Origin of the sequence: Sulfurimonas sp., assembly GCF_028714975.1 — a bacterium.
Lineage (GTDB): Bacteria > Campylobacterota > Campylobacteria > Campylobacterales > Sulfurimonadaceae > Sulfurimonas.
The window spans coordinates 249,103-269,873 of the sequence record NZ_JAQTLH010000002.1; the positions used below are offsets into that span (position 1 = coordinate 249,103).

The 20,771-nt window shown below is 35.2% G+C and carries 24 protein-coding genes; 9 read left to right on the forward strand and 15 right to left on the reverse strand.

Annotated elements, in window-relative coordinates:
• Positions 1 to 131 precede the first annotated feature (131 nt).
• From metG to PHQ93_RS03120, 4 genes are all read left to right on the forward strand, one after another.
• Positions 132 to 2,087: a methionine--tRNA ligase gene (gene metG / locus PHQ93_RS03105; protein ID WP_299940833.1), complete on the forward strand. Its 1,956-nt coding sequence runs from the start codon at positions 132 to 134 to the stop codon at positions 2,085 to 2,087.
• Positions 2,084 to 3,082 carry a hypothetical protein gene (locus PHQ93_RS03110; RefSeq protein WP_299940718.1) on the forward strand — a complete coding sequence of 333 codons (999 nt, stop codon included), beginning with the start codon at positions 2,084 to 2,086 and terminating at the stop codon, positions 3,080 to 3,082. The genes metG and PHQ93_RS03110 overlap by 4 nt, the downstream gene beginning before the upstream one ends.
• Positions 3,083 to 3,286: 204 nt before the next feature.
• Positions 3,287 to 3,439: a hypothetical protein gene (locus tag PHQ93_RS03115; protein WP_299940720.1), complete on the forward strand. Its 153-nt coding sequence runs from the start codon at positions 3,287 to 3,289 to the stop codon at positions 3,437 to 3,439.
• Between the two features lie 256 nt (positions 3,440 to 3,695).
• Positions 3,696 to 4,952: a putative glycoside hydrolase gene (locus tag PHQ93_RS03120; protein ID WP_299940722.1), complete on the forward strand. Its 1,257-nt coding sequence runs from the start codon at positions 3,696 to 3,698 to the stop codon at positions 4,950 to 4,952.
• On the opposite strand, the gene PHQ93_RS03125 is transcribed toward PHQ93_RS03120, so the two are convergent.
• Entirely contained in the window at positions 4,909 to 5,511 is a 603-nt protein-coding gene (locus tag PHQ93_RS03125; RefSeq protein WP_299940724.1) for a M48 family metallopeptidase, read from the reverse strand. The two genes, PHQ93_RS03120 and PHQ93_RS03125, sit on opposite strands and share 44 nt — an antisense overlap.
• Before the next feature lie 46 nt (positions 5,512 to 5,557).
• Positions 5,558 to 6,232, reverse strand: coding sequence for a 7-cyano-7-deazaguanine synthase QueC (queC, locus tag PHQ93_RS03130; protein ID WP_299940727.1), 675 nt, complete (start codon positions 6,230 to 6,232; stop codon positions 5,558 to 5,560).
• Positions 6,233 to 6,316: 84 nt separating this feature from the next.
• Here queC and PHQ93_RS03135 point away from each other — a divergent pair, with 84 nt between their 5' ends.
• Entirely contained in the window at positions 6,317 to 6,490 is a 174-nt protein-coding gene (locus PHQ93_RS03135) for a hypothetical protein (protein WP_299940730.1), read from the forward strand.
• Positions 6,491 to 6,517: 27 nt separating this feature from the next.
• Positions 6,518 to 6,943, forward strand: a complete 426-nt coding sequence (gene ybeY / locus PHQ93_RS03140) for an rRNA maturation RNase YbeY (RefSeq protein WP_299940733.1) — start codon at positions 6,518 to 6,520, stop codon at positions 6,941 to 6,943.
• 12 nt (positions 6,944 to 6,955) lie between these two features.
• Here ybeY and mrdA read toward each other — a convergent pair whose 3' ends face one another.
• The 13 genes from mrdA to PHQ93_RS03205 form a co-directional block, all read right to left on the reverse strand.
• Positions 6,956 to 8,743 carry a penicillin-binding protein 2 gene (mrdA, locus tag PHQ93_RS03145; RefSeq protein WP_299940736.1) on the reverse strand — a complete coding sequence of 596 codons (1,788 nt, stop codon included), beginning with the start codon at positions 8,741 to 8,743 and terminating at the stop codon, positions 6,956 to 6,958.
• Complete coding sequence (locus PHQ93_RS03150; RefSeq protein ID WP_299940739.1) at positions 8,740 to 9,192, reverse strand: hypothetical protein; 453 nt, start codon at positions 9,190 to 9,192, stop codon at positions 8,740 to 8,742. The genes mrdA and PHQ93_RS03150 overlap by 4 nt, the downstream gene beginning before the upstream one ends.
• On the reverse strand, positions 9,159 to 9,620 hold the full coding sequence (locus PHQ93_RS03155; RefSeq protein ID WP_299940742.1) for an N-acetyltransferase: 462 nt from the start codon (positions 9,618 to 9,620) through the stop codon (positions 9,159 to 9,161). The genes PHQ93_RS03150 and PHQ93_RS03155 overlap by 34 nt, the downstream gene beginning before the upstream one ends.
• Complete coding sequence (yihA, locus tag PHQ93_RS03160; protein ID WP_299940745.1) at positions 9,610 to 10,227, reverse strand: ribosome biogenesis GTP-binding protein YihA/YsxC; 618 nt, start codon at positions 10,225 to 10,227, stop codon at positions 9,610 to 9,612. Before yihA ends, PHQ93_RS03155 begins: the two co-directional genes overlap by 11 nt.
• Positions 10,220 to 10,702 carry a lipopolysaccharide transport periplasmic protein LptA gene (lptA, locus tag PHQ93_RS03165; protein ID WP_299940748.1) on the reverse strand — a complete coding sequence of 161 codons (483 nt, stop codon included), beginning with the start codon at positions 10,700 to 10,702 and terminating at the stop codon, positions 10,220 to 10,222. Before lptA ends, yihA begins: the two co-directional genes overlap by 8 nt.
• On the reverse strand, positions 10,699 to 11,220 hold the full coding sequence (gene lptC, locus PHQ93_RS03170; RefSeq protein ID WP_299940750.1) for an LPS export ABC transporter periplasmic protein LptC: 522 nt from the start codon (positions 11,218 to 11,220) through the stop codon (positions 10,699 to 10,701). Before lptC ends, lptA begins: the two co-directional genes overlap by 4 nt.
• Position 11,221: 1 nt before the next feature.
• Positions 11,222 to 11,716 carry an HAD family hydrolase gene (locus PHQ93_RS03175; protein ID WP_299940752.1) on the reverse strand — a complete coding sequence of 165 codons (495 nt, stop codon included), beginning with the start codon at positions 11,714 to 11,716 and terminating at the stop codon, positions 11,222 to 11,224.
• The gene (gene hisB, locus PHQ93_RS03180; RefSeq protein WP_299940755.1) at positions 11,713 to 12,285 is read right to left on the reverse strand and encodes an imidazoleglycerol-phosphate dehydratase HisB; all 573 of its coding nucleotides are present in this window, start codon (positions 12,283 to 12,285) and stop codon (positions 11,713 to 11,715) included. Before hisB ends, PHQ93_RS03175 begins: the two co-directional genes overlap by 4 nt.
• Before the next feature lie 3 nt (positions 12,286 to 12,288).
• Complete coding sequence (locus tag PHQ93_RS03185; RefSeq protein WP_299940757.1) at positions 12,289 to 13,092, reverse strand: septal ring lytic transglycosylase RlpA family protein; 804 nt, start codon at positions 13,090 to 13,092, stop codon at positions 12,289 to 12,291.
• Positions 13,092 to 14,312, reverse strand: a complete 1,221-nt coding sequence (locus PHQ93_RS03190; protein ID WP_299940759.1) for a lytic transglycosylase domain-containing protein — start codon at positions 14,310 to 14,312, stop codon at positions 13,092 to 13,094. The genes PHQ93_RS03185 and PHQ93_RS03190 overlap by 1 nt, the downstream gene beginning before the upstream one ends.
• A gap of 77 nt (positions 14,313 to 14,389) precedes the next feature.
• Complete coding sequence (locus PHQ93_RS03195; RefSeq protein ID WP_299940761.1) at positions 14,390 to 15,166, reverse strand: TatD family hydrolase; 777 nt, start codon at positions 15,164 to 15,166, stop codon at positions 14,390 to 14,392.
• Positions 15,167 to 15,172: 6 nt separating this feature from the next.
• A complete protein-coding gene (locus PHQ93_RS03200; RefSeq protein ID WP_299940764.1) occupies positions 15,173 to 16,711 on the reverse strand; it encodes an AAA family ATPase in 1,539 nt (512 codons plus the stop codon).
• Positions 16,708 to 17,562: an NAD(+)/NADH kinase gene (locus PHQ93_RS03205; protein WP_299940766.1), complete on the reverse strand. Its 855-nt coding sequence runs from the start codon at positions 17,560 to 17,562 to the stop codon at positions 16,708 to 16,710. Before PHQ93_RS03205 ends, PHQ93_RS03200 begins: the two co-directional genes overlap by 4 nt.
• 186 nt (positions 17,563 to 17,748) lie before the next feature.
• Between PHQ93_RS03205 and wrbA the strand changes: the two genes are divergently transcribed.
• The 3 genes from wrbA to PHQ93_RS03220 all read left to right on the forward strand — a co-directional run bounded on the left by wrbA (position 17,749) and on the right by PHQ93_RS03220 (position 20,763).
• Complete coding sequence (gene wrbA, locus PHQ93_RS03210) at positions 17,749 to 18,360, forward strand: NAD(P)H:quinone oxidoreductase (RefSeq protein WP_299940768.1); 612 nt, start codon at positions 17,749 to 17,751, stop codon at positions 18,358 to 18,360.
• A gap of 91 nt (positions 18,361 to 18,451) precedes the next feature.
• Complete coding sequence (gene aspS, locus PHQ93_RS03215; protein ID WP_299940771.1) at positions 18,452 to 20,194, forward strand: aspartate--tRNA ligase; 1,743 nt, start codon at positions 18,452 to 18,454, stop codon at positions 20,192 to 20,194.
• Positions 20,194 to 20,763: an adenylate kinase gene (locus PHQ93_RS03220; RefSeq protein ID WP_299940774.1), complete on the forward strand. Its 570-nt coding sequence runs from the start codon at positions 20,194 to 20,196 to the stop codon at positions 20,761 to 20,763. The genes aspS and PHQ93_RS03220 overlap by 1 nt, the downstream gene beginning before the upstream one ends.
• Positions 20,764 to 20,771: the final 8 nt, after the last annotated feature.

Genomic DNA, 20,771 nt, shown 5'->3' on the forward strand with positions numbered 1-20,771 from the left:
ACGCTTTAGCGTCAAGCTTTAGTGCCAAAGCGGCTAGCGTAGCAAAGCGGGACTTGTTCCGATTTGCGTTTTTAATCAGTAATATGTCTAAAGGCGATACCGGTGGATTTGAGTTTTAAAAAGTATTTGAAATAAGTAAAAGGGATAAAAAAATGAGTAAATATATAACAACACCGATATATTATGTTAACGGCGAGGCTCATATAGGGCATGCATATACTACATTTATAGCTGACAGTGTAGCTAGATATGAAAAATTAAAAGGCGAAGATACCTACTTTTTAACAGGCACGGATGAGCACGGTCAAAAAATAGAGGAGTCGGCTCAAAAAAACGGTAAAGCTACTCAAGAGTTTGCTGATGAGATAAGTGCAAGTTTTAAAAACTTGTGGGATGAGTTTGACATAAGTTACGATAAATTTATCCGTACAACAGATGAAGAGCATAAAAAAGGCGTACAAAAAGCGTTTGAGGCAATGTATGCAAAGGGCGATATATATAAAGATTTTTACGAGGGTCACTACTGTGTAAGCTGTGAGACTTTCTTTACCGAAACTCAGCTAGTTGATGGCGAGTTTTGTCCTGATTGCGGCAGAAGTACAAATGTAATAAAAGAAGAGAGCTACTTTTTTAGACTCTCAAAGTATGAGGACGCGCTTTTAAAACATTATGCGGACAACCCTGATTTCATTATGCCTAAATCTCGTGCAAATGAGGTTATCAATTTTGTAAAAGGCGGTTTGCGTGACCTTTCAGTTACGAGAACATCTTTTACATGGGGTGTTAAAATGCCTGAGTCAATTAAAGATGATAAGCATGTAATGTATGTTTGGCTTGATGCTCTTATGAACTATATAACCGCTCTTGGATATGGAACAACTGAAGAAAATATGCGTTATTGGCCGGCTTCTGTTCAATTTGTAGGTAAAGATATACTTCGTTTTCATGCTATTTACTGGCCTGCATTTTTAATGAGTCTTGATCTTCCTCTTCCAAAACAGATCGGTGCTCACGGTTGGTGGACGAGAGACGGAGAAAAGATGAGTAAATCAAAAGGCAATGTTATCTCTCCAAAACAGGTTTCAGATGCTTACGGTGTTGAAAACTTAAGATATTTTATGCTTAGAGAGGTTCCTTTTGGACAAGACGGCGATTTTTCTCAAAGAGCTTTTATAGATAGAATAAATTCAGAGCTTAGCAATGATTTAGGAAATCTTTTAAATCGTATTATCGGTATGAGCGGTAAATATTCCGACTTTGAGATAGATAGCGTGGATGTTTTAAAGTATCATAAAAAAGAGCTTGATGCAATGAATGTTGTTTTAGATTCACTTGATACTTATATGGAAAATTTACAGACACATAGATATCTTGAAGAATTATGGAAACTGTTTTCAATCGGGAACAAAGCCATAGAAGAGCATGCTCCGTGGGTTAAGATGAAAGAGGAGAGAAAAGATGAAGCGCTTGCGACTGTAGCATTGGTTGCAAATATATTGGCAAAAGCTTCGATTATGCTTCACCCTATTATGCCTAAAACGACAAATATTATTGCCGATACTTTAAACTTTAAGATAGATAATGTAAGCTATAAAGAGCTTGTTATTGATAAAAAACTACTAAAATTATTTAATATTAAAGCAACTCCGCCACTCTTCCCTCGTATTGAAGAGCCGCTAATGCCTGAAGCTCCCCTCGCTCATCCAAATGCTGCCAAAGAGAGCACTCAAGCAGTTAAAGAGTGTGCAAAAGAGCAAGATAATCTTATAGAAATCGGTCAATTTTTTCAAACGGCTTTAAAAGTCGGTATCGTTGTCGAGGCTGAAATTGTTCCAAAGAGCAGCAAGCTTTTAAAACTAAAAGTTGATTTGGGTGAAGATAACCCAAGACAAGTCGTAGCGGGAATAAGAGAGTTTTATACTCCTGAGTCGCTTATAAATACTCAAGTTTGTGTCGTTGCAAACTTAAAACCTGCAAAACTTATGGGTATGCTCTCAGAAGGAATGCTTCTTGCGGCAAAGGATGAAGATGGTCTCTCGCTTGTAAGACCTGAAAAACCTAAAAAAGCAGGCACGCCTATTGGATGAGACTTGAAAATTTTTTAGCACTCACGCAAGCCGCTCTTATCAATGAACCGTGTGTACACAGCTTTGAAAATATCGTTTTTGAAGCGCACAAGGTAAAGAGAGGCGATCTTTTTTTTGCTTATAACAATGAAGAGATTGAATTGGCGGTTGCAAACGGTGCCTATGGCGTAATATTTGATAAACCGACTCAAATAAGCGATAATGAAATAGCTTGGATAAAAGCTAAAAACTTGGATGATGCCTTAAAAAAAATGCTTCGCTACAAAGCGATAGAAAAAGAGATTGTAGCGTATGAGTGCAATGAGATTGTTTTAAAACTCTCTTTGCAAGTTATCACAGGGTCAAATTTTCTTACGGTAACGGGAGATTTAAAATCAGTTTTTAAAGCTCTTTGGAATGTGGAGGACAAAACAACTGTACTATTCTGCCCTGCTCTAAACGATAAAGATATTTTTGCAACTGTAAAAAAAATCCCAAATACATCTTTTTTATCTATTGAAATAGTAGAGCAGACTCTGTTTGAGACATCATTTGTCTATGATGATATTTTTTATGAAAGACAGCTGATATCTCCGTTTTTTATCCCATATTTAGAAGAGTTGTTGCATCTTTATAAAACATTAAAAATTGATTATAAATTGAGAAAATTTACTCCCATAGAGCATTTTGAAGCAGTCTTTACAAATAAAAAATTTGAGATTAAAAGTTTTGGCAGTAGCGACAGAGTACTTATATTTGAACCAAATGTTGATTTGATAAAAAATCAAATTGCTTTTTTAGAACATCATGCTTTATGGGCAGAGACAATATTTATAGTTCCTATAAATATCTTTGATGAACATAAATCAAATATCTACATATACAAAAATGAAAAAGATATCATAGAGATTTTAAAAAATACAAAGTTTCATTTTGCTCTTATTGCGGGTGTAAATAAATCTATATTAAATATACAAATAACAAATCAAAAGCAGCTAACATTTGAATTTTCATAGGGGGGGCAAGGGGCATAAACCCCTTGGAATTACCTAAGTATGTTTGGAAGTTCTGACAACTGTAATTTTGGAAAATAGAGCATATCTTGAAGAGCTTATCTCAAAAACCAAACAAAAAAAGCACCATGAAAAGTTTTTTAAAAAGTTGCGTGATTCACGCAACTTTTTAGAGAAGTTATTTGGTTGTTCATATCGCTTAATATATTGTTTGTCGTACTATATACTTCGGCATTTGAGAAACTGCTTTGCGAGATAGCGTATTTACATCCCGTGTCAAATAGTTATATGCAGCAAAAGGTGGAAGAAGTGCACATTTTAAGAAAATCTGCACTTGCCGCAGCACCGAAAACGATGTAAATAGGCGTGTTTGCAGTATGTTTTAAGAATTTTTCTTGTGTTGTATCACTCTCTTTTATGGAGCAGCCTGACATGCTAAAAATGATTAAAATTGTTATGAAGATGAATTTTTTCATACAAGATTATATGTAAAAAAATCAATGTAAGTCAAGTTCAGGTGGCTTTTTGGCTTTTTTCTTTACAATAACATAAAAAACAGTTTTTATGTAAGGTAAAATATGAGAAATAAAAATTTATTCAATTCGGCGGTACTTATTTGAAATCTGTTTTTTTTATACTTTTTGTTTTTAAAACTCTTTTATCGGCTTCTTTTAGCGGAGTTATTTCGGATAAAACTACTTCTCTTCCTATTGCAAATGCGATTGTTAGCAACTCAAGCGTTAGTACGAGCAGCGATGTAAACGGAAGTTACACCATAAACAGCGATGAAAAAGCATTATTTATCAAAGCCTACGGTTACAAACCTTATAAACTCAATCTTGATGATAATGTTACGGCTATAAAACTTGAGCCGATAACGGTAAAAGCGCTCTATCTTACATTTTGGGGTGCAAATACAAACTCTAAGACTATAAAAAATATACTTGATATCATAGATAAAACAGAAATCAATTCAATTGTCGTTGATATAAAAAATGAGTATGGTTCAACCTCATATAAAACATCTTCCGATAAAGCAAACGGCTATGGAGCGGCAAACAATAGAACAATTAAAGATATACAATCCTTTATCTCTTTAATGAAATCAAAAAATATCTATACGATTGCCAGAATAGTTACATTTAAAGATGAGCTGCAAGCTTCAAATAATTTTGAATATGCAATAAAAAATAAAAAAAATGAACTCTCAAGAGACGCCGATAAAATGGCATGGATCGATCCGTTTGATAAAAGAAGCCATGAGTACACTGTTGCAATCGCAGAGGATGCGGCTAATGCCGGATTTGATGAGATAAATTTTGATTATATTCGTTTTCCGGCAAAAACGGAGCTAAAACTATCAAAAGAGAGTACGGAAGAAAACAGGGTAAAAGCCATAGAAGATTTTTTGCTCTTAGCTAAAAACAGACTCAGAAAATACGGTACTTTTATCTCAGTTTCCATTTATGGAGACACTTGTTGGCGAGAAGATGATACGGGAATCGGACAAAAAATAGAGTCACTATCAAAACATGCAGACTATATCGCTCCTATGCTCTACCCTTCAGGATTTGCCCAAGGCTCGTTTGGCGTAAAATATCCGGCAGATTATCCATATATCACTATTTATAAAAGTATAAAAAATATAGAGGGTAAAATAGACTCAAAAAGAGTTAGACCTTGGCTGCAATCATTTAAAGATTATGCACACTCAAGAAGAGAGTATAAAAAATTTGAGATAAGAGAACAGATAAAAGCGGCAGATGATATAAAAACAAGCGGCTGGATGATGTGGTCGCCCTCTAGTAAATATGATATTAACTGTTTTGTTAAAAAAGAGAAAAACGCTTTAATTCTCGGTTCAACACTTTAGCATCCGGCATATACTGCTCAACTAGCGAATGAAACCTTTTTGAGTGGTTCATATGTGCCAGATGTGCTAGTTCATGCACGACTATAAAATCAATCAATCTTTTGTCAATTTTTATGAGTCCGGTATTTAAAGTTATAACTCCTCTTGAGCTACAACTTCCCCATCTGCTTCTCATTTTTCTAAATTTTATTTCGCTATAACTTAAGTTCATTATATTTGAATAGTACTCTACTCTTGGGGTAATGTAGCTTTGTGCATAATTTTTATAAAACTTGTCGTAGCATTTTGAAATATTGTCAATGTTTGATACGGCTACACTTTTGAGGTACTCTCTTAACTCTTTTGCTTCGCCAATATCAATACTGAAAATCTCTCCAAAGAGTACAACTTCATCTTGAATATTTACTTTTTTTAGTGGGTTTTTCTCTACTGCTTGGAGCTGTTTTCTTATCCAAGGCTCCTTCTCTGTGAGAAGTTTTTGGATATATTCATTTGAAACTCTTGGAGTTTTAAGAGTTATTTCACCGCTTTTTTTAACGCTTATGTAACTATTTTTCAAATTTGCTTTGCATAGATGTAAAATTTTTAAATTGTTAAAATATATCTCACTGATACTCAATTGGATCTTTTACTCCGGCTAATTTAAAACCATTTAATCTTAAGCGGCAGCTATCGCAAACACCGCATGCCTTATCTTCATCTTTATAGCAGCTCCATGTAAGATGCAGAGGAGTGTTTAACTCAACTGCCTTTTGGACAATTTGAGATTTTTTAAGATGTACAAGAGGCATAAAAATCTCTATTTTAGTTTCATCTTTTGTGCCGAGATTTATACTCTGCTCCATACTTTTAATGTATGACTCTCTACAATCGGGATAACCGCTGCTATCCTCCTCTACGACGCCTATGCTAATAGCTTCTGCGCCCTCTTTTTCCGCTATGGCTGCTGCAATACTTAGAAATATACCGTTTCTAAAGGGCACATATGTAACGGGAACCCCCTCTTCTAAGCCGCCTGTGGGTACGGCTATATTTTCATCGGTTAATGCCGAAGCTCCTATTTGGGCAAAAAAATCCAAATCTATTACATATCTGTTTAAAACACCGAGTTCATCACAAATGGCATGAAAACATGAAAGTTCCTTGTCCTGCGTTCTTTGTGCATAATTAAAATGCACGGCTATAATATCATATCCGATTTTTTTCATCATGTATGCACTCAGTGTCGAGTCCATACCGCCGCTCATAATACAGAGTGCTTTTTTGTTTTTCGTAATCATAAAAATATTTTAACATAATATTTTAATCTTCATTGAAAGATATAACCAATATAATGCTCAAATACACAAAATGAAGGAGATATTATGGATATTTCATCAGCAACTGCTCCATCTTCACCTGAAGTAGAAGTAATGAAAAAAGCTACGGAAGTGCAGGAGCGACAAATTTTAAAAGTTTTAGAGAGTGCGACTGAACAATCAAAGCAGGCTGCAGCGCAAAAAACCGGTCTTGGAAACCACCTAAATATAACAGGTTGAATAACCTTTCTTATATTTGATATAACCATGATTGAACTTGATAACAGAACCTCATTACAAATTGATATCGGCATAGTTGAAAAGATAGCGGATTTTCTAACAAAAAAAGAGATAGAACTCATTATTACGGATAGCCAAGAGATGAGAGAGATAAACAAAACTCATCGCAATATCGATAAAGATACCGATGTTTTAAGTTTTCCCTATGAAGATATGCCTATGTGCCCGCTTGGAAGTATAGTTATCTCCTCCTTTTATGTAGAAGAGAAAGCAAAAGAGCTAGGTCATAGCCAAAATGATGAATTTGCGTTGCTTTTCATACACGGTTTGCTCCATCTTTTAGGATATGATCATGAGGTTGACAGCGGTGAGATGCGAGAAAAAGAGGCAGAACTTATAAGAAAATTTAATCTACCGCAAAGTTTGATAGTCAGAACAGAGGGTAATATTTAATTTATTTTACAATTACTGTTTTATATATCCTAGTTCTAGCAGCTTATCATATATATCAGAGACAATTTTTCCCGCAGCGGAACCGCCGTGCCCTCCGTGTTCAACCAATGCTAAAACTACATATTGAGGGTTGTCGAATGGACCGTAAGTAGTTAGCCATGCGTGAGAGCGTGAATAGTACTCCATGTCATGTTCAGATTCTCTATTTTTTATATTTTGCATAATACCTACGACTTGAGCCGTTCCTGTTTTGCCTGCAATTTTAACTTTTGGATTTACATAATTGACTGCCGTTCCTCCGGGAGCATTACAAACTTCATACATTGCTTTTTGAATAATCGGCAGTTTTTTTAGTTCATTTTCATCAAGCACATCTTCAAATCTCGGTTTGACGACTTGAAAACCCAGCATGTTTGCAAAATGTGGATGAGGAAGTTTACCTGTTGCCATAAGAGCGGTAAATCGAGCTATTTGCATCGGTGTTGTTAAGAAATCTCCCTGCCCTATAGATGTATTTACTGTTTCTCCGATATACCACGGCTGATTATGTTTTTTTCTCTTCCATTCACGAGATGGAACCGTACCGACAAACTCATTTGGCAGATCTACTTCAGTTTTTCTACCAAGACCGTATCTGGTAAGTCCTTCACTCATTTTATCGATGCCTAGTTTAAGACTTCCTTTGTAAAAAAAGTCATCGCAACTCTCTCTTATAGCCTTTTTAATTTCTACTTGTCCATGCCCGTCTTTCTTCCAGCATCTAAATACTCTTTGTCCAAGCGGCATTGATGCGGTACAATAAGTATTCCAATTGGGACCTATTTCAGGGGAAGATATATATATTAGTCCAAGTCCTGTTTTTATAGTTGATCCAGGGGGATAAAGCCCATGAATAAGTTTGTTTGTAAATGGTTTATCAAGGCTTACCGATAATTTTTCCCATGTTTCATTACTGATGCCGGAGACAAAAGTATTTAAATCATATTCAGGAAAACTGCTTGCCGATAAAATAGCACCGTCAACCCCCATAACTATAACCGCGCCGGATTTATTTTGAAAAAGTGATGATATATATTTTTGAAGTTCAATATCTATATTTAGAGTTAATTTTCTATCTTCTACGGCTCGCTCAATAGAGAGTTCTTCTACCTTTTGATTGTTTGCATTTACTTTTATCTCTCGTCTGCCGGCTAAACCCTGCATATATGTATTGTAATATCTTTCAATACCTGTTTTGCCGGTGTAACCTATAAGCTCTATAAGTTTTTCTTCTTCAACATCACTCTTGTTTGCACGAGAAACATAGCCGATAGAATGCGATGCAACTTCTTTGTACGGATAATATCTTTTAGGTGAAGATATTATATTAATATTTTCCCTTAAATTCAATATTGAGTATACAGGCATAATCTCTTCGTATGATACAAACTCAACTATATCAATAAAATTATGATTGTAGTATGAATCAGCTTTTTTATAATCTTTAATTATTTTTTCTTTATCTAGTTTTGGCAATAATTTAACAAGCGTGCTTACCTCTTCTTCAAATATATGCAGATTCTTTTTTAATCCTAAATGCGGAGCTAATTGTATTTTAAAACCAAGTTGATTGATGGCAATGGGTCTATTGTTTATATCAACTATTTCGCCTCTTACGGGTGCTATTTGCTCAGTTTTAATAGTGTTGTTGTAGGAGAGTCTTTCATAGTAACTATTTGATTCAACCGATAGTGAAAAAACTCTTACAAGAAGTGCCAGCCATATAGCAATAAATATAAAAAGTATAAATTTTATTTTCACAATATACTCATAATAAAAAATTCAATCACCATGTAATAGATAACATGATAATCTATGCTTGGAGCCGGAAGTAGAAATATTTTTGATAAAAGTAAATGAAAAACGAAAAAGCCGATATATACAAAAATAACGGTTGCAATTTTTATACATGCATTACAGCTGATAATTTGAATTAATTTTGGTATAAGATATTTATAAATAAATGTAAAATATATAATAGTGCTAAAGAGTACATATCCGTTTTGTGCTTCAAAAAGTAATAAACAAAAAAATATTAAAAATAGAGAGATAGCATTTTCTTCTTTAAGTGCTTTTGAAAATAGTATAAATAGTATAGCAAGCAAAGGCGGTAAAAACAGGTAAATACCGCTTAATGCAGTGTATATTACAAATACAACGGCATATATATACGGTGTTAAAGAGTTTTTATTAGAGATACTTCGTTGCATACCGGAAAGTGTTTACATTTAATACAGTCAGCCCAAATTTTGTGCTCTGGAATTGATTCTTTTGGAATTTCAACAAACCCTAGTTTTTCAAAAAACGACTGTTTGTATGTTAAACTAAGGACTTTTTTTAGACCCAAAGAGTTGGCTTCTTCTATTGCTTTAGCAATTAAACTTTGCCCTATACCCATACCTCTTTTATTCTCTTTTACAACAAGTGATCTTATTTCTGCCAGCAAAGGCGTGTGAATATGTAAAGCACAAAAACCGACTATTTCATCATCTTCTTTTGCTAATATATATGATCTTATATTTGTTGCTATTTCATCAGAGCTTCTTGCAAGTATAACCCCTGCTTCAACTTCAGGTATAACAAGTTTTTGCATATTTTCAATATCGGATAATTTAGCTTTTGTTAATTCAATGCTCATCAGAATCTCCTTTTAAAATATCATGTATAACACTTAGAGCTTTTTGCAGACCTCTCTTTTTTGAACTTGAAACCATTAGAGCATTAGGAAACTCTTTTTTAAGCGCACTTTGCTCTTTTTGATTTAGTTTGTCTATTTTTGTAAAAATTTGTAATATATGTTGAGTCTCATCCGAGTGTTCAAGTAAAAAATCACTTACCGATTTGTCAATCTCCAAAAATGGATGTCTACAGTCAACAAGATGAACAAAAATCTTTATCTGTTTTCTTTTAGATATATAATCCGTTAAATTTTTCTCCCAATCGCTTTTTATTGATTGTGAAACTTTTGCATATCCAAAACCCGGTAAATCAACAAACTTTGCAAAACTCTTCTTTGAATTTTCTCTATCTATAAATGTAACATCAAAGTAGTTAATAAGTCTTGTTTTTCCGGGTGTTGAAGATACTTTTGCTAAACCTTTATGATTCGCCAAAGCATTTAAAAGAGAGCTTTTCCCGACATTCGAGCGAGCCATAAAAACAATCTCATTTTGTTCCTCTGTATCTGGCGCATTATCTATATTCGGAGCGGATATTATAAATTTTGCGTCAACGATTTCAATCATTTTTTACCTTCTTTTTATCTTCAGGTATATCAAAAATCATTATTACAGGCTCTTTTTCGGCACCTTTTGCATATGCTTTGCCTTCTATAGTTTTTAAAATAACCTCTTCGCCTATAATCTCTTTTTTCTCATTAATCTGTTTTAGATGAACATCTTTAAAAAAATGATACTCTTTTTCTTTTGGAAGATATACTACTTTTTGTGCTTTGCCTTTATATATTGCACCCTCAAGCGTTTGTATATAAAAAGAAGCGCTGCCTTCTGCAATAAATTTAGTCGGTTCCTGATTACTGTTTGTATAAATTGTAACTTTTGTTGCATTGAGCTCATCAGAGCCTCTTATTATATTTACATCGCCTTCAAAAACAGAGATGCCTGATTTTTGATCTGCATTAAAAAGCTTCGCCTTTACTTTTAGCTCTTGTGAAAATAGCGCCGTTGCTAAAAAAATTGTTAAAAAAATCGTTTTTTTCATTTATTTCTCTCTTCTAGTTGATACTTTACTACAACATCTCTTGATTCTACTCTCTCTAAAGAGTTATTATACTTTAATTCTTTTCCATTCACTATATTTGAACCCTTATAAAGTAGATAATCCCCATCTGCCGTAGCAATGGTTGTTTTTTTATCATAAGTGGCTTTTTGTGTTTCAAAAGTCAACCCGTCTTCTCTTACATATACAATATCCCCATCTAAGTAAACTATATCATCTTTGTATATACCGTTATTTGATTTCATGTTTGCTATGTACTCTTTAGAGTTATCTGTGTAATTTATTTTTTCAACCGTGTATCTATCGGTATATCTTGTTGCTTTATTACCGTTTATCAAACTAATAAGTCCTTTGGCGTTAAGTTCATGCATTGTAAAAGATGAGATGCTAAAGAGAGGCACTTCACCAAATTTTTGCTGTTCCATTTCTAAAGGCTTGAATACAAGAAATATCATTAATAAACAAGAAAAGATAAATAAAAAGAAATAATTTATGTTCATATTATAACCATGGAGCTATAAATTGCTCTCTTAAATCATTCTCATCAATCAAAATATCTATCATCTCTCTTACGGCACCTTCTCCGCCCTTAGATGCAAGAGTAGTGTCGGCAAGCTCTCTGATCTCTTTTACTCCATCCTTTGGCGTAAAGCTTCTACCTGCTCTCTTTAACATTCTTAAATCATTTAAATCGTCACCTATCGCAGCAACTTCGTAATCTTTGAGTTCAAGTAAATCAACAAGTTCGCTCAGCACTTTTTCTTTATCTTTAACGCCCTGATATAGATACTTAATGCCTAGTTCTTTGGCTCTTCTCTCGACTATGCTAGATTCTCTTCCTGTAATTATGGCAGCATGCCAGCCCATTTTTATCCATGAACTTATAGCAAGACCGTCTTTTACATTGAAATTTTTTGTTTCACTGCCGTCAGATGAGTATATTATCTCTCCGTTTGTAAGACAACCGTCAACATCTAATATAATAAGTTTAATCACAATACATCTTTTGTGCTTGGAATGCCGACTCTATCGTTTTTTTGCACTGCACGACGAATCGCAACGGCAACTGCTTTAAAAGCGGCTTCTATGATATGATGTCTATTTTTTCCTCTAAGAGTTACTATGTGAGCACTAATTTTTGCATTTGATATAAAAGCCTTAAAAAACTCTTCAACAAGTTCAGTGTCAAATTGTCCGACTTTTCCCGTTACATCAATCTCATAAACTAAATAGGGACGATTGCTTAAATCTAAGTCACAACTCACACACGCCTCATCCATAACGATATTTGCACTGCCGAAACGCTCCATATTTTTGAGAGGATATATAGCTTCGGCTAAAAGCGAACCAAGAACGATGCCGACATCTTCTACACTGTGGTGATCATCTATATGCGTATCGCCCTTGCATGTTATCTCCAAATCTATCAAAGAGTGTTTTGAAAAACTCTCCAACATGTGATCCAAAAACCCGACGCCTGTGTCTATTTTACTTTTACCGGCTCCATTAAGAGAGAGTGAGATAGTTATATCCGTCTCTTTTGTTTTTCTGCTTTTGCTAATCATTGCTTAATCCTCTCTCACGATAAATGAATTTTTAAAATTTCCAAGTGACTTATAATCTCTTGCTTCTTGTTCGCTTCTAAAACCTTTTAGCCACACTTTAAACATTCTGCCGTTTTCTGTTTGCATATCTTTGATAATAGTCTTATATCCGTTAGTGTCGTTATATTTCTTTTGGGTTGCAAGAGCTCCTTCAATTTTAGAAAAAGATGCAATCTGAATAGCAAATCCATCTATAATCTGCTCTTGTGGGGAACCTTTTAACTCTTCTCTAGGTGGGATTTGTTGCCCTCCTTTTACATTAAAACCAAGCACTTCAACGGTTACCGGCGCCGTTCCGTCGTTAAGCATACCTATCTTGCGAGCCGCCGTGTTGGATAAGTCAATAATTCTTGTATCTACAAACGGTCCTCTGTCGTTTATTCTAACAACAGTATTTAAACCGTTTCTTTGATTTGTTACTTTTACTATCGTATTCATCGGCAGAGTTTTGTGCGCGGCAGTCATATCATACATGTTGTAAGTTTCACCGTTAGAAGTTGATTTGCCGTGAAAATCGGGACCGTACCAACTTGCATTGCCGCTAAACTCATCACCCACGCTTACAACAGTCGGATAATATTTTATTCCTCTGATTTCATACGGTTTCATCGTCGGGTGTGTGTAATCTTTTTTGCTGATATACGGAGTGCGCACATCATCTCTATCTTCAGGGTAAGTTTGCGGATATGTACTTTTGCTCTTTGAGCTACATCCGGCACCTAAAATTAGCATAGAGACGGCAATAAAAATAGATAATTTTTTATCCATTAAAGCTTCAGCCTTTCGCCCTCTTTAACCAGTTTCCCTTTTAGTTTATTTTGAATTTTTATATTTTCTACACTAATCTTGTATGCTTTTGAGATAGATTCTAAAGTATCTCCTTTTTTAACCGAATAGTAAAAATTATTATTTGTTTTTTCAGCATTAATCTTACTGTTCATAGGGATCACGACTCTTTGCTCAAAATTTACTTTATCACTTTTAAGATTGTTAAAATCCATAACCGTTTTGTATGGCACGCCGTACGCTTTTGCTATCTTAAAAACGGTATCACTCTTTTTTGCCACATGGATTTTATATACGTTTTTTGTTTTTTCTTCAAAATATTTCTGCTTAAATTCAGAGAGTTTAATGTATGGAATATATATATCATAACTGCTTACATATGACGGTGTAAAATCAAATTTTAAATGTCTGTTTAATTTTTTTAACTCTTCAAGAGGTATCCCTATCAGCTTAGAGACTCTTGACAATGACTCACCGCCCGGAACTTTAACCGTAGATATGGAGTACGCGTTTGCTCTGTTTAGCAGGTACTCATACTCACTTTTTAGTAAAAAATGTTCATCATTACCCATCATCGCCAATGCAACGATTCTCCTGATATAAAGCCTGCTCTCTTTTGGAATATATGTCATTTTAGGATCTAACAAAACAGATAGTTCATCGCTGCCGGCATTTTCAATAGCTTTGCTTAATTTTCCGTCTCCGCAATTATAAGCGATTGCCGCCAAATACCATTTGCCAAATTTTTTATAAAGATTTGAAAGATATTTTGCGGCAGCTTCGGTTGCTTTAATTAAATCTCTTCTCTCATCGACAAACTCATCAATTCGCAGACCGTACTGTTTTGCGGCTGGGGGCATAAATTGCCATAGACCGGACGCTTTTTTAACAGAATATGCTCTTGTTAAAAATTCTGATTCTGCCATTGAAAGAAAAAGAAATTCCGGCGGTATGTTGTACTTAGTTAAAATATTTTTTATAACAGGGATAAAAATATATGCATCGTCCATAGCTCCAAAAAAACGCTCATCTTTGAATATTTCTACATTACTATCTTTGATTTGATTCATAACAGGATCATTTAAAAAAGACGCATCAATGTCAAAAGAGTCTAAAATAGCCACTTCTCTAGCATAGTTTGAACTATATATAAGGTTTGCGCTCAATAAAAACGGCAATAAAAGCAGTAAAATATATTTCAAAATAGCAACCTTTATCGTAAGTTTAATGACTATATTTTAACTAAATGAATATTAAAAAGAGTTAAGTTCTTTTAATACTAAGAAATATTAAAAAGTGCAAGAGCATTTTGAGTGGTTGTTTTTTCTAAATTTTCCACCGATATCTCTAAAAGTTCAGACATTTTTTTTGTTATAAAAGTTGTATAAAACGGCTCATTTCTCTCGCCTCTATGGGGAGTCGGTGTTAGATACGGACCGTCTGTTTCAATTACTATTTTCTCAAGTGGGATTTTTGGTAACACATGAATAAGCTTCTTAGCATTGCTAAAAGTTAAAACACCGCCTATTCCAAAATAAAAGCCCTCTTCTGATAAAGAAAGTAGTTCTTCGTCTGCATTATAGCAGTGTAGTACCCCTCCGACCTCTGCAGCATTATATTTTAAAAGTATCTCTTTAGAATCTCTTGAAGCATCTCTTATATGCACGATAAGCGGTTTTTTATACTTTTTTGCTAACTCAATATGTGCTATAAAAACTTCTTTTTGTTTTCTTTTTTCTTCCTCTTTGGTTTCATCACTACCCTCAAGCCTGAAATAATCAAGCCCGCATTCACCGATAGCAACGCATTTTTTATGATTTATATATTTTTCAAATTTAAGCGTATCAAATGCGTCCATATCGTAAGGATGAACTCCTACGGCAAAATATACATCGCTGTTATTTTCTGCAATATAGACGGCTCTATCTAGGTTTTTCGGGTCTGCACCTGGGATGATAAATCGTTCTACTCCGCCCTTTCTGGCTCTATCTAAAACTTCCTCCAAATCACCTTCATATCTTTTGTCATCAAGATGTACATGTGTATCAATTATCATATTTTCTCATTTTGCGTTTAAATTTAGTAACTCTTTGGCAAATTTTTTAGCCTCTTGCGTAATGCTCTCACCGCTTATAATTCTAGCTATTTCATCTACTCTGTCGTCAAAACTAAGCTCTCTTGCATATGAATCATTGCCATTTTTATAAACCAAAAAGTGCTGATCACCCATTGAAGTAAGTTGCGGTTGATGTGAAATTACAAATATTTGAAAATGTTTTGAGAGCTGTTTTAGCACTTTTGCAACACTCATAGACTCTTCGCCGCTTAAGTTTGCATCTATTTCATCAAGCATCAATACCCCGCCTCCTCTACTCATAAACTCGGATTTTAGAGCTAAAATAGCCAATCTTAGCCTATTAAATTCACCGGTACTTACTTTTTGCAAATCGGTTGCATGCAGTCTTATAGATATCTCATCTTTTCCGAAAAGTCCAAAATCGGTATCGTTTATTTCAACTTTTGCATCACGCAGATATAACTCTTTTAGATATCTGTTTAAATCGCTGTTAAAAGAGTCTATCTCACTGCGGCGAAGCTCGCTAAGTCTGCTTGCTAAATCTTTTACTTTTTTACTTAAAGTTGTCTCTTTTGCTTCTAAATCGCCTTTTGTAATCTCTATATTTTCATACTTAGCTAACTCCAAAATCTTCTGCTCTTTATATTTTATGGCATCTTCTATGCTTCCGTATCTTCTTTTTAGTTCACTAAGCTCTTCAATACGGTTTAAAACATCTTCAACATTGATTTCATCAAGCATGCTAAATCTCTCCTCGGCACTCTCCATAATTGCTCTAAGTTCATTCATGCTGTCGCTAAAAAAAGAGTTATCGGTATTTAACAAATCTAGCGCATTAAAAACATTGTGCTCGTGTTCAAAAATAGCATTTGCTTGAGATAAACTTTTTAAAACTTTCTCTTTTCTTGATAACTCTTTTTTAATTTCCAAAAGCTCGCTATCTTCCGAAATTTTTGGATTTATATCTTCTATTTTTTTGATCTCGTAAGCTGCAAACTCTTTTAATTCAACAATTTTTCTCTGTTCTTCTTCAATAGAGAGTAGTTCTTTTCTGACTCTCTTATGCTCTAAAAAAATTTTGCCGTATTCATCTCTTAGCCCGGTTGCGTTATGATTTTTTTTATCCAGCCTATTGTCCAAAATAGATAAAAGATTTTCATTTTCAAAGTCGCTGAAATCTCTTAGAGAGAGGTGTCTTAAATAGCCTGAAGTTAAGTTGCTCATAGCTTTTTTAGAGATACTTTGATTGTTTATAAAATATCTTGATTTCTCTTTTTTTATATGTTTAAAAATATAAACATCATCAGGCTCTATACCGGCATCATCCGTGTTCAGCTCCCATGCTACGGTAGACTCGCATAGCATAGCGTCACATGAATTTGTACCCAAAGAGGATAAAATCGAGTTTATCAAAATTGATTTACCGCTTCCGCTTGGACCCGTAAATACGACAAGCCCCGATTTTAAATCCAGTTCAACCTCTTTAAAACTAAGGTACTCTTTTAAGTAAAATCTTTCTATCATTCTCCCCACCTTAATTTCTCTTTTAAAACATCAAAATAGTTATACTCTTCTTTATGTATCAATTTAACTGTTTTGGTTGCCAGTTTTATATGAACGCTCTCTCCGAGTTCTAGTTCATGCACATCTTGTCCGTCTATTATTATCAAAGCTCTCTCTTCTGATGTTTTCATCTCGATTGCAAATCTCCCCGGAAGAACAATAGGTCTTTGCGTCAGGGAGTGTGGACATATGGGAGTCAGGGCAAATACATTGCTCATAGGAAAAAGAACCGGTCCGCCTGCCGAGAGATTATAAGCCGTAGAACCCGTAGGAGTAGAGACGATTACCCCGTCGCCGTAGTAGGTATTGAATGAACGAGAATCAATTAGGGTCTCTATATGTATCATATTTGAAACTCTTGTACGAGTGAGTACGATATCGTTAAAGGCGTACATTTTTATCTCTTTTGAGTTTTTAATTACCGTTGCTTCAAGGACGGCTCTCTCATCGACTTTGTATTTGTTTTGAATTATTTTTTGAACAAAAGCATCAAGTTCATCTAAAGACAAATCTGCTAAAAAACCAAGATTTCCTGCATATACGCCGAGTATGGGGATATCATAATCAAATGATTTTCTAACCGTAGATATAAGTGTTCCGTCACCGCCGAAACTAACTAAAAAATCAGACTCTTGGCAGATTTTTTCAAAGCTCTCACCAACCGTCCCAATCATTTGAGCACTTCTGTTTTCCAATAAAACTTCTATATTGTAATTTTTAAAAATTTTCTCCAATTTAGCATAACCGTCTTTTAACTCGGGAGTTGACGGTCTTAAAATTACACCGATTTTTTTAATTGTTTTACCGTTCAAAATGACTCTTTAAAAAAAATTTCATAAATTATACACTTCTATAATGCTTTTGTATATAAAATGGACTTATAAATTCTTAAATTTTCAAGAATATATATTATCTCAATGTACTACTTAGATTAGTTAAGATTAGTTGATATACAATGACCCTATTAAATTGTTCTAACATAATCAAAGGAGTTTCTTATGAAGATATTGGTTGTTTACTATTCGATGTATGGACATGTATATAAGTTAGCAGAAGCAGCAGCCCAAGGGGTGCAATCTATAGAAAATGTTGAAGTCGTACTCCGACGAGTTCCGGAAACTCTCTCCCAAGAAGTGTTAGAAAAGATGGGTGCGCTTGAGGCTCAAAAACAACAAGCTCATGTGCCTTTTTGCACCGTAGATGAACTAGGCGAAGCCGATGCAGTTATTTTTGGAACACCGACTCGATTTGGCAATATGTGTGCTCAGATGCGTCAGTTCCTTGATGCTACGGGACAACTGTGGATGAGGGGAGCGTTGGTAGGAAAAGTAGGAAGCGTTATCGTTAGCTCAAATACCCAGCACGGCGGGCAAGAATCTACTATACTTAGTTTCCACACTACCCTTTTGCATCACGGTATGGTAATTGTCGGGTTGCCGTATACATTCCAAGGTCAGACGACTATGGATGAAATCAGCGGTTGTTCCCCCTATGGGGCATCTACTATTGCAGGTGGCAATGGGAGTCGTGCTCCAAGCAAAAACGAGCTTGCCGGAGCATATTTTCAGGGAGAACATGTCGCACGAATTGCAAAAAAACTTATGGCGTAAGAAAAAAATCACACTCTTGGGAGCAAAATAATTGCCCGATAAGCCAAGTTTGGATATAATCGCGAAAATTATTTTTTAGGACTCTATATTTATGAGAAGTCATTATTGTACAGATTTAAGTGAAGCAAATATAGGACAAGATGTTGTTCTAGCTGGTTGGGCAAATAGCTACCGTGATCATGGCGGGATTGTTTTTATAGATTTAAGAGATAAAAGCGGTCTGATTCAGCTTACATGTGACCCTGAAGATAGCGCATCAGCGCATAAAATAGCAAATAGCGTTCGCGATGAGTTTGTTCTTGTTGCAAAGGGGAAAGTTCGTCTTCGCGGAGAGGGTTTGACAAATCCTCGTCTAAAAACCGGTGCGATTGAAATCGTTGTGGATGAGCTAATCATAGAAAACAAATCGGCTGCGGTTCCGTTTGTAATCGGTGATAAAAATGTAGGTGAAGAGACAAGACTTAGATACCGCTATTTAGAGTTAAGAGATCCATCTATGTATGAGACTTTCCGTCTTCGCTCAAAAGCCGCAATCGCTGCTAGAAATATCTTAGACGAGAACGGCTTTTTAGAGGTTGAAACTCCGATACTTACAAAATCAACTCCGGAGGGTGCAAGAGATTATTTAGTACCGTCTCGTGTTCACAGCGGCGAATTTTATGCACTTCCGCAATCTCCGCAACTCTTCAAACAGCTTTTAATGGTCGGCGGATTTGATAGATATTTTCAGATAGCTAAATGTTTTCGCGATGAAGATTTAAGAGCTGACCGTCAACCGGAATTTACTCAAATAGATGTCGAGATGAGTTTTTGCGATCAAGAGGATGTTATGCTTATAGCAGAAAAGCTCTTAGTTGCTATGTTTGGTGCTTGCGGGGTAGAGATTAAGCCTCCTTTTAATCGCATAGCTTATAGAGATGCGATGGAGTGGTACGGTTCAGATAAGCCGGATTTAAGATATGACCTTAAAATGGTTGATGTTATCGATATTTTCTCAAGATGCGATAATGAGATATTTACAAGTATTGCAAAGCAACCGCATAAAAACCGTATAAAAGCACTAAAAGTTCCGGGTGCTGATTTGGTTTTCTCAAAAAGAGAGATGAAAACTTTTGAAGATTTTGTACGCCAGTTCGGTGCGCAGGGACTTGGATATTTTCAAATGAAAGAGGATGGTCTAAAAGGTCCTTTAGTTAAGTTTTTTAGTGAAGAGGATATCGCACTTATTATCGAGAGAACAGAGCTTGAAGTCGGCGATGTCGTATTCTTCGGTGCAGGAGATAAAAAGACGGTTTGGGACTATATGGGTCGTCTTAGAATTTTCATAGCAGAGCATGAGAAGATGAATCTTGTCGATAAAGATGCTTATGAATTTGTTTGGGTTGTTGACTTTCCGATGTTTGAAGTTGAAGAGGGAAGAGTAAAAGCGCTTCACCATCCGTTTACTCAGCCAAAAGATACCGATAAAGATGATGTAGAAGAGATAGACTCTATTGCTTATGATATCGTTTTAAACGGTACTGAGCTTGGCGGTGGAAGTATTCGTATCCATAAAGAGGAGATGCAAGAAGAAATTTTCAAACTTCTTGGAATCACGGAAGAGGAAGCTAAAGAGAAGTTTGGTTTCTTGCTTGACGCTCTTAAGTTTGGCGCACCTCCACATGGCGGTTTTGCTATCGGATTTGATAGACTTATGATGTTAATCTCTAAAAAATCAAGTATTCGTGATGTTATAGCATTCCCTAAAACGCAAAAAGCTTCTTGTATCTTAACAAAAGCACCGAGTGAAGTGGATGCTAATCAGCTTAAAGATTTACACATAAAACTTAGATAATGAAAAAACTCTTTTTAATCATCGGAGCACCCGGCTCCGGTAAAACTACTGATGCAGAATTAATCGCCAAACAAAACAGCCAAATAACACACTACTCTACCGGCGATATGCTTAGAGCAGAAGTTGCAAGCGGCAGCTCCCTTGGCTCTGAAATAAACAGCTATATATCAAAGGGGCTTATTGTTCCTATCAAGATAGCCATAGAGACAATTGTAAACGCCATCAAAAACGCTCCCACAGACATAATCATCATTGACGGATATCCAAGAAGTATGGAGCAGTTGAATGCTTTAGATGAATATCTAAACAGTGACTCATCTTTAGAGCTTTGCAGTGTTATAGAGGTGCTTGTGAGCGAAGAGACTGCCAGAGAGAGAGTTCTTGGTCGTGCTCGCGGAGCCGATGATAAAACTGAAGTTTTCAATAATCGTATGAAAGTTTACACAGAGCCGCTGTCCGATATCAAATCGTTTTATAGCGGTAAAAACCTTTTACATGTAATAAGTGGCGAGAGAACGATAGAAGAAATAGTTTTAGAGATGCAAGATTTTATAAAGTCAAAAATATAATTGAACCC